Origin of the sequence: Protofrankia sp. Cj5, from assembly GCF_917627405.1 — a bacterium.
Classification (GTDB): domain Bacteria; phylum Actinomycetota; class Actinomycetes; order Frankiales; family Frankiaceae; genus Protofrankia.
The window spans coordinates 1-14,050 of the sequence record NZ_CAKJTO010000026.1 but is presented as its reverse complement, the minus strand read 5'-3'; the positions used below and the strand labels follow the sequence as shown (position 1 = coordinate 14,050).

General features: G+C 68.7%; 11 protein-coding genes. 2 read left to right on the top strand and 9 right to left on the bottom strand.

Translation table 11 applies throughout. The features are described 5' to 3' along the window. Positions 1 to 29: 29 nt before the first annotated feature. From MJ777_RS08100 to MJ777_RS08085, 4 genes are all read right to left on the bottom strand, one after another. Positions 30 to 1,181 (bottom strand): acyl-CoA dehydrogenase family protein, encoded by a 1,152-nt coding sequence (locus MJ777_RS08100; RefSeq protein ID WP_239333871.1) that lies wholly within the window; start codon positions 1,179 to 1,181, stop codon positions 30 to 32. A gap of 200 nt (positions 1,182 to 1,381) precedes the next feature. Continuing rightward, positions 1,382 to 2,743, bottom strand: coding sequence for a DUF2786 domain-containing protein (locus MJ777_RS08095; protein WP_239374712.1), 1,362 nt, complete (start codon positions 2,741 to 2,743; stop codon positions 1,382 to 1,384). A 162-nt stretch (positions 2,744 to 2,905) separates the two neighbouring features. Beyond that, entirely contained in the window at positions 2,906 to 5,128 is a 2,223-nt protein-coding gene (locus MJ777_RS08090) for an ATP-dependent RecD-like DNA helicase (protein ID WP_239374709.1), read from the bottom strand. Positions 5,129 to 5,270: 142 nt separating this feature from the next. After that, positions 5,271 to 5,699: an Hsp20/alpha crystallin family protein gene (locus MJ777_RS08085; RefSeq protein WP_239308111.1), complete on the bottom strand. Its 429-nt coding sequence runs from the start codon at positions 5,697 to 5,699 to the stop codon at positions 5,271 to 5,273. A 310-nt stretch (positions 5,700 to 6,009) separates the two neighbouring features. Here MJ777_RS08085 and MJ777_RS08080 point away from each other — a divergent pair, with 310 nt between their 5' ends. Both MJ777_RS08080 and MJ777_RS08075 read left to right on the top strand, forming a co-directional pair. Beyond that, positions 6,010 to 8,055, top strand: a complete 2,046-nt coding sequence (locus MJ777_RS08080) for an NAD-binding protein (RefSeq protein WP_239374706.1) — start codon at positions 6,010 to 6,012, stop codon at positions 8,053 to 8,055. Positions 8,056 to 9,210: 1,155 nt separating this feature from the next. Beyond that, positions 9,211 to 9,615 carry a hypothetical protein gene (locus MJ777_RS08075; RefSeq protein ID WP_239374703.1) on the top strand — a complete coding sequence of 135 codons (405 nt, stop codon included), beginning with the start codon at positions 9,211 to 9,213 and terminating at the stop codon, positions 9,613 to 9,615. A gap of 121 nt (positions 9,616 to 9,736) precedes the next feature. Here the strand turns inward: MJ777_RS08075 and MJ777_RS08070 are convergent, their stop codons facing one another. The 5 genes from MJ777_RS08070 to nifB form a co-directional block, all read right to left on the bottom strand. Then, positions 9,737 to 10,921, bottom strand: coding sequence for a cysteine desulfurase family protein (locus tag MJ777_RS08070; protein WP_239374700.1), 1,185 nt, complete (start codon positions 10,919 to 10,921; stop codon positions 9,737 to 9,739). After that, the gene (locus MJ777_RS08065; RefSeq protein WP_239374697.1) at positions 10,918 to 11,754 is read right to left on the bottom strand and encodes a HesA/MoeB/ThiF family protein; all 837 of its coding nucleotides are present in this window, start codon (positions 11,752 to 11,754) and stop codon (positions 10,918 to 10,920) included. Before MJ777_RS08065 ends, MJ777_RS08070 begins: the two co-directional genes overlap by 4 nt. Before the next feature lie 13 nt (positions 11,755 to 11,767). Continuing rightward, entirely contained in the window at positions 11,768 to 12,364 is a 597-nt protein-coding gene (locus MJ777_RS08060) for an iron-sulfur cluster assembly accessory protein (RefSeq protein WP_239308106.1), read from the bottom strand. 30 nt (positions 12,365 to 12,394) lie between these two features. Beyond that, on the bottom strand, positions 12,395 to 12,982 hold the full coding sequence (locus MJ777_RS08055; RefSeq protein ID WP_239308105.1) for an iron-sulfur cluster assembly accessory protein: 588 nt from the start codon (positions 12,980 to 12,982) through the stop codon (positions 12,395 to 12,397). 2 nt (positions 12,983 to 12,984) lie between these two features. Next, positions 12,985 to 14,050 (bottom strand): nitrogenase cofactor biosynthesis protein NifB (gene nifB, locus MJ777_RS08050; RefSeq protein ID WP_239374694.1); only part of this gene is annotated, 1,066 nt, incomplete at its 5' end.

The window sequence follows — 14,050 nt, the reverse complement described above, 5'->3', positions numbered from 1 at the left end:
GCCCGATACCGGTCAGTCGCCATTACCCGTCAGTCTCCATCAAGATCAAGTGACCGGCCCACGATCTCCTTCATGACCTCGTTGGAGCCGGCATAGATCCGCTGCACCCTGCCGTCCCGCCACAGCCGGGCGATCTCGTACTCGTTCATGTAGCCGTAGCCGCCGAACAGCTGCAGGCAGCGGTCGACCACCTCGCACTGGGTGTCGGTCGTCCACTGCTTGAGGCCGGCGGCGTCGACCGCGCTGAGCGCACCGTCGAGGTGGGCGCGCACAGCGGTGTCCACGTAGGCCTGCGCGACATCGCACAAGGTCCTGACCGCGGCCAGCTCGAACCGCGTGTTCTGGAACGAGCCGATCGTCGTCCCGAACGCCTTGCGGGTACGTACCTGCTCCACGGTCAGCGCCAGCGCGCGCTTCATGATGGCGACGGCGCTCACCCCGGCGCCGAGCCGCTCCGTCCCGAGGCTTTCCATCAGGTGGTAGAAGCCGCGGTTCTCCTGCCCGAGCAGGTTCGACGCGGGCACCCGCACCTCGTCGAAGAACAGCTCAGCGGTGTCCTGCGCCTTCTGGCCGATCTTGTCGAGCTTGCGGCCCCGGCTGAAGCCCGGCGCATCCGCGTCGACGACGAGCAGGCTGATGCCCCGGTGACCGGCATCCGGGTCGGTCTTGACCGCGACCACCGCCTTGTCGCACAGCAGCCCGTTGGTGATAAAAGTCTTCGAGCCCGACACGACATAGCTGTCACCGTCACGGCGCGCGGTCGTACGGATCGACTTGAGATCCGAGCCCGCGCCGGGCTCACTCATCGCCAGCGCCCAGATGATGTCCCCATTCACCGAGCCGGGCAGCCAGCGCGCCTTCTGCTCGTCGGTGGTCAGCTTGATGATGTAGGGCGGCATCACGTCGTTCTGCAGCCCGAAACCGCAACCGACGCTCCCGGTGGCCCAGAACTCCTCCGTGAGAACCACGCTGTACCGGTAGTCCTCAACCCCGGCGCCGCCGAACTCCTCCGGGACCGACCACAGCAGCAGACCCGCCCGGCCGGCCTTGCGCCAGACCTCTCGGTCAACGACCCCGGCCTGCTCCCACTCGCTGCTGTGCGGGACGCACTCCTTCTCAAAAAAAGTCCGAGCGAGCCCGCGGAACTCCTCGTGCTCAGGTTCGAACAGGGTGCGACGCACCAGACCAGCTCCTTCATGCCAGAGGGCCGGCGGGCACGCGATCACCGCTTCGCGCACACGCTCGCAGGCCCCAGAGGACACGCTGGCCCGCGCCGGGAACAGCCGTTCACCAGCCAGCAAAGATATCCTCTTACTGATTACACGATTTGACAACACATCTCTATCAGAGGGCAGGAGCCCCGGCGACGCCGGTCGGGTGGTCAGCCGGGCCGGGTGTCGCTCACCTCGGCGCGGGCGGCCAGGGAGGCGACCTCGGCCGCGGCCCGGCCTGACAGCCAGCCCTCCTGGTCGTTCGCTGTCACCGGCCGTGACACAAGGTCCGGGAACATCGTCCGGATCGCCTCCCTGACGGTCTCGTCCCGCGCGGCCAGAACAGGCAGCAGCCGCTCCCGGCCCGTCTCGGCGGCCGCCTCCGCCCCCGCCCGGTCGGTCGCGACCTGCAGCCGCTCACCGATCCGGATAGCGAAGGAGGTGAGGAAGGACTGGCGGAACGAACGGGTCCGCGACCGTCCGTAACGGTCCTGCCGGGAGCCCTCCCGTGTCATCGCCGTGGTCGCCTGCACCAACAGCGACGTGTAGAGCAACTCCACGCTGTCGAGATCGGAGTCGTAACCGAGCACCGTGGTGAAACCGAGATTCTTCGTCCACACCGCCCGGCAACGGTTCGCGCTGGCCACCTTGTCCAACAACAGCGCCTTGGGAGTCTCATAAGGATTGTCAACGCCGATCCGGCGGCCGGTCGGTTCGGCGCGCGAGCCGGTCTCGGCCGCCAGCAGGGCGTAATCGATGCTGTGGCGAGCCATGAGCTCCTGGGCCTTCGCGGTCAGCGCCTCGGCCTCCTCCGCGAAACCAGTCGACTCGGCCTTGGCCAGCAGCGCGCGGACCCGGTCGAGCATGCGCGCGTCGGCCGTACGGCCGGCCGCCTGGTCAGGGTGCAGGGTCCCGCGCCGCGCGGTCCCGGGCGGGGGGCACAGGCGCGCGAGCCTCGGCAGGGCACTGAGCACCCCGAGAACCGTCAGGGCGCAGCCAACCGCCGCGGCCCGGTCCTGGCCTTCGCGCTCGCCCCAGGCATCGAGCCAGCCGTCGTCATCGGCCCACCAGACGGTGGCCTCGGCAGCCGCGAGCTGTGCCTCCCAGCGCTCGTCCACGGTGGCCGTGGCATACCGGCGCAGCTGACCGGCGATCGCGTCGACGGTCAGCCGCGCCGGGCGCGCGCCCGCCTCCCTGCTGACGGCCCGCATGACGTCCGCCGGCTGCCAGCCGCGGTCCCACGCCTCTTCCACCAGGCGATTCAGCCAGGCCACCAGGGCACGGTCGACGGCCCGGCGCCTGCTGGAGGAGGCCGGGGGCTCGGTCAGCAGCGCGACGTACCGGGACAACTGCGCGCTGTCCTCCGCCTGCCATGCGTGCAGTGCCGCACCGATCATGAGGTCGGCGGTCTCCCTGTCCCGCTGGTAGGCATCGGCATCACGACCAGCCGGCCGGTGGGCATCGGCAGCCTTGGCCCGGTTGTCACGGGCCCGCTGTTTGGCCTGCCGTCGTTCGCGGCTCCGACTCCCCACAACTACCCCACAAATGGAAAAAATCGTAATCGGATGGCATGGACGAACGGTGTGTTGGTGAACGACATACCCAGGAACACGCTTCGCGTGCTGCCCAGGGTACGGGCTGCGTCCCCGACCGTTTTCAGCGGCTTGCAACCGTCCGCGCGCGCCTGCGCGTGTTCAGTGATCGGACACCCGTAGCCTGTGGTCGAGTGCGGTGTGGCGGCGCCCGCCGCTCACGGTACGAACGGCCTGCCCGATCGCCCGGCGCGACCCGACCAGGACCACCAACGTGCGGGCCCGCGTGACAGCGGTGTAGAGCAGGTTACGTTGCAACATCATCCAAGCGCTGGTGGTGACCGGGATGACCACGGCAGGATACTCACTGCCCTGTGAACGGTGGATGGTCACGGCATAAGCGTGCGCGAGTTCGTCGAGTTCGGTGAACTCGTAGTCGACGTCCTCCTCCTCATCCGTGCGCACCGTGAGCTTCTGTTCGTCGAGGTCGAGCGCGGTGACGACCCCGAGGGTCCCGTTGAAGACGCCGCTGGCGCCCTTGTCGTAATTATTACGGATCTGTGTCACCTTGTCCCCGATGCGGAAGACCCGGCCGCCGGCCCGGCGTTCGGGCAGATCCGGACGTGCCGGGGTCAACGCCTCCTGCAGCAGCGTGTTCAGCGCTCCGGCGCCGGCCGGCCCACGATGCATCGGCGCGAGCACCTGCACGTCCCGGCGCGGGTCGAGCCCGAACTTCGCCGGGATGCGCCGGGCGACGACGTCGACGGTCATCCGCGCGGCGTCCTCGGTCTCGTCGGCGGCGAAGTAGAAGAAGTCCGACAGGCCGCGTACCAGCGGATGCTCCCCGTTGTTGATGCGGTGCGCGTTGGTCACGACACCGGATTCCCGCGCCTGCCGGAAGATATGGGTGAGCCGCACGTGCGGAACGGGCGTACCGGCGGCCAACAGGTCCCGCAGCACCTCACCGGCTCCGACCGAGGGCAGCTGGTCGACATCCCCGACCAGGAGCAGGTGCGCCCCTGGCGGGACGGCCTTGGCGAGCTTGTTGGCCAGCAGGAGATCCAGCATGGACGCCTCGTCGACCACGACGAGGTCGGCGTCCAGCGGCCGGTCACGGTCGTAGGCGGCGTCCCCGCCCGGGCGCAGCTCCAGCAGCCGGTGGACGGTGGACGCCTCGTGACCGGTCAGCTCGGCCAGCCGTTTGGCGGCCCGGCCGGTCGGTGCGGCGAGCACCACCTTCGCGCCCTTGGCGCGGGCGAAAGTCACGACCGACCGCACGGTGAAGCTCTTGCCGCACCCGGGGCCGCCGGTGAGCACGGCGACCTTCTCGGTCAGAGCCAGTTTCACCGCAGCCTCCTGCGCCGGTGCGAGCTCGGCTCGGGTCCGCTCCCGCAGCCAGGCCAGGGCGGTGTCCCAGTCGACCGTGGCGAAGGAGGGCATCCGGTCACTGCGCGTCCGCAGCAACCGCAGCAACTGGCCCGCCAGCGATATCTCCGCCCGGTGAAAGGGCACCAGGTAGATCGCGACAGTCGGCTCGGCCGGGTCCTCCCCCGGGACCTCCTCGCGGACCACGCCCTCCTCGCCGACGAGCTCGCCCAAAGACTCGATCACCGCTCCGGTGTCGACCTGCAAAATCTTGATTGCCTCGGCGATCAGCCGCTGTTCGGGCAGGAAACAGTTGCCGTCCCCGGTGGACTCCGACAGCGTGAACACCAGGCCCGCCTTGATGCGCTGCGGGCTGTCATGCGGAATCCCGACGGCCTTGGCGATCGTGTCCGCCGTCCGGAAACCGATTCCCCACACGTCGGTTGCCAGCCGGTACGGCTCCTTGCGCACCACCTCGATGGAGCGGTCGCCATACTGCTTGTAGATCCGCACCGCGAGCGAGGTGGACACCCCGACGCCTTGGAGGAAGACCATCACCTCCTTGATCGATTTTTGTTCCTCCCAGGCGGCCGCGATCGCCTTCGTGCGCTTGGGCCCGAGTTTGGGAACCTCGATCAGCCGGTCCGGCTGTTGTTCGATGACGTCGAGGGCATCGGTCCCGAAATGCTCGACTATCCGTTCGGCGAGTTTCGGCCCGATTCCCTTGATAAGCCCCGAACCGAGGTAGCGGCGGATGCCCTGGACCGTCGCCGGCAGCACGGTCGTGTAGTCCTCGACGTGGAACTGCCTGCCGAACTGCGGGTGCGAGCCCCAGCGCCCGCGCATGCGTAACGACTCACCAGGCTGCGCACCGAGCAGCGCACCCACAACCGTGACCAGCTCGCCGGACCGACCGGCGTCGACGCGGGCCACGGTGTACCCGGTCTCCTCGTTGGCATAGGTGATCCGTTCCAGCACCGCGTCCAGTACGGCCCCGCGGAACGGCTCCGCCGCTGGCATCCCGTGTGGTTCTCCCGTCCCGTGAGCGCGCCAGGCGACCGCGCCCACGGGCGCGGGGTGCCACCGGCTTCGCCGCCATGAAGGTCGCCATGAAGTATGCCCCCGGGCTGCGAAGCCGGCGCACCCGCGCTGGCCAGCCCCGTCAGGCCTGGACGGGGGACGGGCCGCCCGCGGTCGTGGAGATTTCCACCCGGCGCGGCTTGGCCTGCTCCGCCACCGGGATGACCACGGTCAGCACACCGTCGTCGTAGTGCGCGGTGAGCTTGTCGGTGTCGAGGGTCTCGCCGAGGAACAGCTGCCGGCTGAACCTGCCTCGGGGGCGTTCGGAAATGATCATATCGACGCCCTCGGACTCCCGGGACTCGGGGCGGTCGGCGGTGACGGCAAGAACATTGCGCTCCACGGTGAGGTCGATCGACTTCGAGTCGACACCCGGAAGATCAAACTGGATGAGAAACGCGTCACCCCTGCGGTAGGCGTCGATGGGCATGGCGGCCGGCCGTGCGGGAGTGCCGAACACCTGCTGGGTCAACCTGTCGAGCTCGCGGAAGGGGTCCGTGCGCATCAGCATCGCGGGTCTCCTGTCTCAAATTCTGGTACCTGCGGCTCCGGTACCTGCCGACAGCACATGTATACCCCACGGAGAGATTAGTTGACAAGAGAAGACGCAAGTTGCCTGCTCGTAGAACGCTCGGAAAGATGGATGCTCATCTGAACACCTGTGGTGGAGCGCCCGTGACGACAAGCCCGGCGAACGGGCGACATCGGGGCGCCTACCGGCGCGGCTGGCCCCGGCCCGAAGCGGGCACGGGGACGGCATACTGCGGCCAGAGCGGCCGGGTCGAACACGCAGGTGGAGGTAACGCGCAGGTGGAGGCGTGATGAGGGTCGTGTCCGGCCGGCCGGCCGGGCGGCGCTACCCGGCCGGCCGGCCGGTGTCCGGGCACGTCGTCGTCTGTGGGCTGAACGACCTGGGTTTCCGGATCGCCGAGCAGTTGCACGCGGCGGCGGTGCCGGTCGTCGTCATCGAGGGACGCGACGTCGGCTCGCTGCGGCGCCGCCTTGAGCGGTGGGGAGTACCCGTCCTCAGCGACTCGGTACACACCGGTGACGCGCTGCGCCAGGCGTCGATCACCGGCGCGGTGGCACTGATCGCCTGCCACGACATCGACCTCGACAACCTCGAGACGGCGCTGCTCGCCACCGAGATCGCGCCCGAGCTGCGGCTTGTCGTACGGGTCACCAACGCCCAGCTCGGTGACCAGCTCGGCGCGGCGCTTCCCGCCGCGCGCGTGCTGAACCTCGCGGAGAAGGCCGGCCCCAGCTTCGTGGAGGCCTGTATCAGCTCCGACGTGCGGCACGCCTTCCGGCTCGGGCCGGAGATCTTCACGGTGGTGGACGTCCCGGTCCGCGCGGCCGGGGCGTTCCGGCAGGTCTTCGGCAACCTGACACCGGTGGCGCTGCGCAGGCCGGGGGCGCGGCGGGTGGAGGTGTGCCCGGGCCGCGACACGTTCGTCGCCCCCGGCGACCGCATCGCGTTGCTCGGCAGGCTGGCGGACTTCGCCGACAACGGTGTCCGGGTGGTCGACTCCGGGGATGTCAACGCCCTGGCGAACCTGTCGGTACACCATGGCGGCCCACCGCCGGGCCGTGGCAGCCGTGGCAGCCGTGGCAGCCCGGCCCGCCGGCGCCGCCCGCACGCCTGGCTGCGGGATCTGGCCGTGACCATCGCGGCCGAGTTCGACCGCCCGTTCCGGCTCGCTCTCGGCGCCGTGCTGACCATCATGACCATCGGCACGCTGGTGCTGAGCCTGACGTATGCGGACAACGACCCGACCGCGCCGCCGGACTTCAGCCCGCTCGACGCGTTCTACCTGACCGTCACCACAATGGCCACCGTCGGCTATGGCGACTTCAACTTCGGCGCGGCCGGCGGCTGGTTACAGGCGTTCGGCGTCGCGCTGATCCTCGTCGGCGCGCTGTCCATCGCGGTCGTCTACGCGTTCATCACCAATGTGATCATCAGTCGCAGGCTGGAACGAACCATCGGGCGCGGACGGGCCACCACCGCGCGTGACCACGTCATCGTCTGCGGGCTCGGTTCGGTCGGGCTGGCCACTGTGGAAGGCCTGCTCACCGCCGGGCGCGACGTTGTGATCATCGAACGTAACGAGAACAACCGGTTCCTTTCGGTCGTCCGGGACCTCAAGGTACCGGTCGTGTTCGGTGACGCCACCGTCCGCGCGACCCTGATGGAGGCCGGGCTCACCCGAGCCGCCGCCCTCGCGGCCCTGACCAGCGACGACGTCGCGAACCTGGAAGCCGTGCTGTCCGCTCGGGAGGCATTCAACGATCATTTCACCGCCCGGCGGCGAGGAGGGCGCTGGCGCCGACGTCGGCACGCCCCGCCTACCGCTGTGCCCGTGGCCGACGGTTCCGGTTCCAGCGTCAGCGCTGGGACCGGAACCGGGACCGGGACCGGGACCGGGAATGACGACGAGGCTGGGCTACGAGTGGTGCTGCGCATCTTCGACACGACCCTTGGCGACGAAGCCGAACGCAGGTTCGCCATCCACACCGCCCGCAGCGCATCCGCCCTGGCCACCCCGTGGTTCGTCGGCGCCGCCCTCGACTACGAGGTGGTGAGCACCTTCTACGTCGACCGGGAGCCCTTCCTCGTCGCCCGGATCACCGTGACCGCCGGTGGTGGCCTGGACGGCCCGACCCTCCAGGAACTGTCGACCGGGACCCGCATGCTCGCGGTCGCCACGTCGTCCGCGCACGACGGCAGCACCGATCGCGCGCCCAACTACCGGCCGACTCGACACACCCGGCTCCGCCCAGGTGACGAGCTCCTGGTCGTCGGCCCGACCGCGCAGATCATCGACACGGTCAGCCGGAACCAGGCGCCCCACGTCCGGTCCTGACGTGAATCAGATCGCTCGCTATCGACGGTGCCCCAACCCGGCACGATCTCAGAACATCACGCCGCCGCTGGGAGCGGCCCCGCCGGAGCCCAGCTGGCCGCTTCCGCGCTGGTGCGACCGGCCTCGACGGCGGTCCCTGGCCGGGGTTTCGCCTACCGACGCAGAATGGTTGCTCAAGGTAACTTAGCTCAGCTGGTAACACCGGCTCGCTTCTCGAGCCACAAGGATCCACCGCATGAATAGATCTTGATGATCCCGAAGAAACCAGCAGCCCCACTTTCGGGTGAAAACTGGTGGCAAAACAGATCACACCGGGTCAGGCCGCATACTCTGAAGATGACCACAAAGCGTGGAACATGGAAATTCTTACATAAAACGGACGTAGCGATTAAAATAATAATCAATACATCAAGGCGAACGTCACATGATGTTGCTACTACGCAAACTCTAGACCATCCCGCGCTGGATGCGCATCCCGGCTGTCGATAACTTTAAGCAACTTCAAGAAAACTCCTTCCGGTCCATACGGCTAGGATTTATGCTGTCCGTCGACAGGTCATACAGAGCAAGCGCCTCTCACCGAGATTCTCGCGATGGTCGATGGAACGCCTGGCATACATTCCCCACGAGGCCGCAACGCTCGTGGCCTCGGCCGGGCTGTCCGTCACGGCCACCCGGAGAACCTACAGAAATGACTCCATCATCGCTACGTCCGCGTTGCGGAACACCGACGATGGAACCGTGCTTACTCGCATCGCTCGACGGGGGGAGGTATGAGCAGGTACGAGTGCGGCAACAGAGCAGGAAATCTGCTGTACTGACAGGCCCCCGATAGCCATCAAAGGACCATCCGTGCAGGCCCGGGGTCCGCAACAGCGTCAGTTAATTCATTAGCAACCCAAGCGGACCGTCCAATCTTCGCCTGCGCTGAAAGTGCGCAGTCCATTGCGGGCTAGATTAAAACCCAACGGCTACCACCAAGGAGAAACCGGGAAACCGGGAAGTCGCGCTCCAGCGCACCAACAACCCGCGAAGATGTGTTTTTCTGGTCCGATAAATACCTTTCCCACCAGCATTCCGATGCTGCCGGGACGTGCACACGGCCCGCCGTCATCGGACCGAAACACTGACAGCTCGAAGAGCGAGGAGTAAACAATGGCCGGTGTCTGGGATGCCAACATCAAAGCCGTCTACCCGACAAACCCCAACCTGTCCGTCACGGTCGACACCGTGACGATAGGGGCTGCTTTCGACGTGGTCGCGGACGTGGAGATCGGCTCCAGGCTGAACGAGGTCGTGGACAGTTACACGCTATCCGTCTCCGTTGTCAACCTCAGCCAGGCCAACGTGTTGGTCAGCAACAAGCCCCTCGTCGCTGTTCCGATCGCTCCCCAGGTGAACACGCCGCGCACCGATCTGCTAAGAGTCCACTTCCCCGCCGGCTGGGTCGCGGCGGACGAGGGCGACGTCCTGGAAATCGTGGCATCGTACAAGGTCACCGCCGGCGTCAACACCAATGTCTCCTCGCTACAGAGCTCCACCTTCGTCGTCGTCGCCTGAGCTCAGCCAGCACCGACCACGGAGTACCCGAAGCCCCACGCGGGCCGCCTCCTGCCCCGCCATGGGCAGGAGGCGGCCCGCGTCCGGTCCGGGCCCCGCCCGCCGTGTGGGGGAACCAGCGTCAGGCACGGGCGGCTGCTTGGGGGCCGGCCGGGCGCAGGCCGCGCAGGCAACGGACGTGGTCGACGGCGCTGACCACGTGGCCGACCGCGGCGTGCACCTCCTGTTCGGTCGTGGGGCGGCCGAGGCTGAACCGCAGGCTCTCCGACGCGGCGGCGGGCGTGCGCCCCATCGCCGTCAGGACGTGCGACGGTTCGCTGCTCGGCCCCGTGCAGGCGCTGCCCGCCGAGACGGCCAGCTGAGGCATGGACGTCATGACCGCGTCGGCGTCCGCGCCCGCGAACCGCAGGTTCAGCGTGTTCGGCAGCCGCGTGACGGCCGGGCCGTTGAGCTCGATACCGTCGATCTTCTCCGCGAGCAGATGGTGCAGGAGCGTGGTCAGCTGGCGCAGCCGGTCGGCGTCGGTGCCCAGTTCCGCCGCGGCGATCGCCGCGGCCTGCCCGAAGCCGACGATGCCGGCGCTGTTGGTGGTGCCGCTGCGTAGGCCGCGTTCCTGACCGCCACCGACAATCAGCGGGGGCAGCCGGCTTTGCAGCCGCCGGCTGGCGACGAGCGCGCCGACTCCCTTGGGACCGTAGATCTTGTGTGCGCTCAGCACCGCGAGGTCGGCGCCCCAGGCGTCCAGCGCCACCGGGATCTTGCCCGCGGCCTGCGTGACGTCGCAGAAGAACAGCGCACCAGCGCCGTGCGCGAGCTGACAGGCCCGCCGGACGTCCGCGATCGCGCCGGTCTCACTGTTCGCGGCCATCACCGCGACCAGGACGACGTCGTCGGACAGCGACGCGGCAAGATGGCCGAGATCCGGGGTGCCGTCGGGCAGGACCCGGACGAAGCCGACCGTGCCCTGATGGGTCCTCGCGGCCTCGGCCGCCGCCGCGAGTACGGCCTTATGCTCGGTGGCCGCTACCAGGACGCGGCGACGGCCCGGCTCCGCGCCAGCCAGGACACCGCGGATCGCGAGGTTGGCCGCCTCGGTGGCGCCGCTGGTGAACACGACGGTGCGCCGGCTCGTGCCGACAAGTGTCGCGACCTGCTCCCGGGCCTGCTCGACGAGCCGGGCGACGGCGCGGCCCGCGGCATGCCCGCTGGAGGCGTTCGCGAACTGCTCCGAGAACAGCGGCAGCATCGCCGCCAGCACCCGCGGGTCAACCGGTGTGGTGGCGTTGTGGTCAAAATAGATCGTCATCGCTGGAACGGCTCATCGCTGCCGCCTGGGCTGGCAATCCTGGCCCCGATCGGCGTCGGCTCACGGCGGTACATCTGGTATACCTCTGACCGGTACGCCCCGCAATCGCCGCAATCCGGGTCGCGGCTCACGGCGAACGAGCGGAAGTCCATGTCCCACAGGTCGAAGGAGAGCAGTCTGCCGGTCAGCCCCTCACCGAACCGGGCAATCAGCTTGATCACTTCCATCGCGGCCATGCACCCCACGGTCCCGGCGACCGCGCCGAGCACGGGGAAGCCAAGCGGATCCCACTGCGGATCTCCATCCGCGAACACACAGCGCAGACATGGATCGCCAGGAGTAACCGTGAGCAGCTGGGCCTCGGTGGTGTTCATGGCCGCGAAGACCACCGGTACGCCCAGGTCCAGACACATCCGGTTGATCCGGAAACGTTCGGGGAAGTTGTGCCGGGCGTCGACGACCACGTCCGAGGCAGCGACGAGACCGGGCAGGCGCGGGTCGAACAGGTCACGGTCCCATGCCTCGACCATGACGTCCGGATAGTGGGCCCGCAGGGTGTCGGCGGCGCAGGCAGCCCGCGGGTCACCGACCCGGTCGGGTCGCATAAGCGTCTGTCGGTTGAGGTCTGGTATCTCGAGGGCGCCGGGATGCACGAGGACCAGCCGCCCGACGCCAGCCGCGGCGAGGTAGGTAGCGACGGCGCCGCCCACCCCACCCACCCCCGCCACAAGCACCGTCGCCTCGCACAGCCGCTCCTGTCCTGATCCGCCGAAGCCATCCAGTGTCAACTGGCGCGCAAAGCGCTGCATGTCCCCGCCCATCTCCCCGCCCATGTCGCTGCCTCCGCTACCGGCCCACGGCGGCGGGCACGACTCTCCTGATATCCGGGACGGCCGCCCTGAGCTGTTGCTCGACCGTCCGCACCAACGCGGTCACCTCGGCCTCGCGCTCCAGACCGGCACCGGTCAGCCGCACCGAGACCACACCGTCGGCGACTCCGACGACAGCCGCGTCACGGCCGGCGAGCTGCAGGTGCGGCCGGATGTACTGGATCGCCACGTTCGCCTTCTGCAGCAGGGAGGTCTCCACCCCGTCGGGCTGGACGGGGGGCACGAACGAGGGCCCGCACAGGCAGCCGCCGCGCGCGTTCGGGTTGTAGAAGGTGAAGCCGGACGACATCAGCGACTCGCTGTAGTCGACACGCATGCCGTCGAACTGCTCGGCCGCATCCGCGGGGACGAACACCTCGAAATCCCCGACCCGGGTGACGACATCACCGTCGGCCGGCACAGGCACGACCGCAAGCCGGTAGCGGTGGCCCGCACAGTTACCGGACGTGTCGACACCGATCCGCAGGCCCGACGCGGGCGCTGTCGGCGCCCGGTCGAGCAGTACGCGGACCTGGCCCGCGGCCCGCTCGGTGAAGCTGATCGCGATACTCACTGGTCCATCTCCCGATACACCCAGGCGCGGTCAGGAAGCGAGGACGACTCGCTCAACCGCGGGCACCGATTCCTTCAGTTGACGCTCGATGACGCCGGCCAGCGTGTCCAGCGCGGAGGAGCACCCCCCGCAGGCGCCGGTCAGCCGCACCGACACGACACCGCCGGTGACGTCGACCACCGACGCGTCTCCACCGTCACGCTGCAGGAACGGCCGGATCAGCGCCATCGCGTCCTCCACCTGCCGCCACACCTCGGCCTCGTTCCCGTCCGGCCGCGGCGCCGAGAACGACGATCCGCACGAGCACGGGTCTGAGTTGTCGGGATTGGCGAAGACGAAACCGGACGAGGTCAGCGACTCGACATAGTCGATGCGGACCCCGTCGACCATCGACGCCGACGCCGTGTCGACGAGCACGTCGAACCCGTCCTGGCGGACGATGACATCTCCCTTTGCGGCGGCGGGCGCGAGTGCCAGGCTGTACCGGTAACCCGAGCAGCCACCGGGCTCAGCGCCGACCCGCAGGCCGTAGCCGGCGGTCGCCTCGTCCCTGGTGAGCAGGGCACGCACCTGCTCACTCGCACGCTCGGTGAGAGTGACTCGAAGCTTACTAATCATGATCATGCCTTCGCTACGAGGTGGCCCGCCAACGGCGCCCGCCCGGCCCGCGGCTCGTCGGCCGGCTCGGCCGGCTCGACCGGCAGCCGGGCCGCCAAGCGCGCACCCTCGGCCGCGACCGCGGACTCGATGAGGTCGTACCGCTCCACGGCTTCGATCCCAGCCGCGCCCAGTGCCTCCCGCGGCCCATTGCCGATCTTGCTGCACAGCACGGCCGCGCAGTCCGACAGCAGCCGGACGGTCTTGTCGAGAACCGGCTCGTCCTCGTCGCATGCGGACGGGCCCTCGCAGTAGCGCTCGACGCTGCGGGTCCCGACCAGGCGCGCCCAGTTCTCGCCCGCCTCGTAGACCCAGAACTCCTCGGCATGGCCGAAGTGCTGGTTGACCACGCCGCCGCCCTTGGTGGCGACCGCGACCAGGACGGTCCGGTCCGGCCGGGTGATCCCGTCCGCGGAGAGCCGCAGCTCCTCGCGGGTGGCCCGCACATCGGCGCGCCAGCGTTCGATCGCGGCCTGGGCCGCCTGCCGACCGGCCAGGTCGTAGGTGACCTCGCCGGCATAGGTCTCCGGGCCGAACTCCTCGCTGCGGTCCTCCCCCAGCAGCCCGACCGCGTCGGCCCGGCACTGGCGGCAGTGGCGCATCATGGTCATCTGGGCACCGTCGTCGCCCGCGCAGCGATCCTGCAACGCCTTGAGCTCCTGCGGCGTCGGCCCGCGCTGCCCGGTCAGGCCGTAGTGCGTGCCGTGCTCGGGCGCGGACACCAGCGGCATCACGTTGTGCAGGAACGCGCCCATGCCCCTGACCGTCCGGGAGACCTCGACCAGGTGCTCGTCGTTGACCCCGGGGATCATCACCGAGTTGACCTTACAGAGGATCTTGCGCTCGGTCAGCGCGGCCAGCCCTTCCAGCTGCCGCTCGGACAGGATCTTCGACGCCTCCGTACCGGTGTAGCGCTTGCCGCGGAAGGTGATCCACGGGTAGATCCGCGCTCCGACCTCGGGGTCGGTCATGTTGATGGTGATCGTGACGTGGTCGATGCCGAGCTGCTCGATGCGATCGACGTGGTCG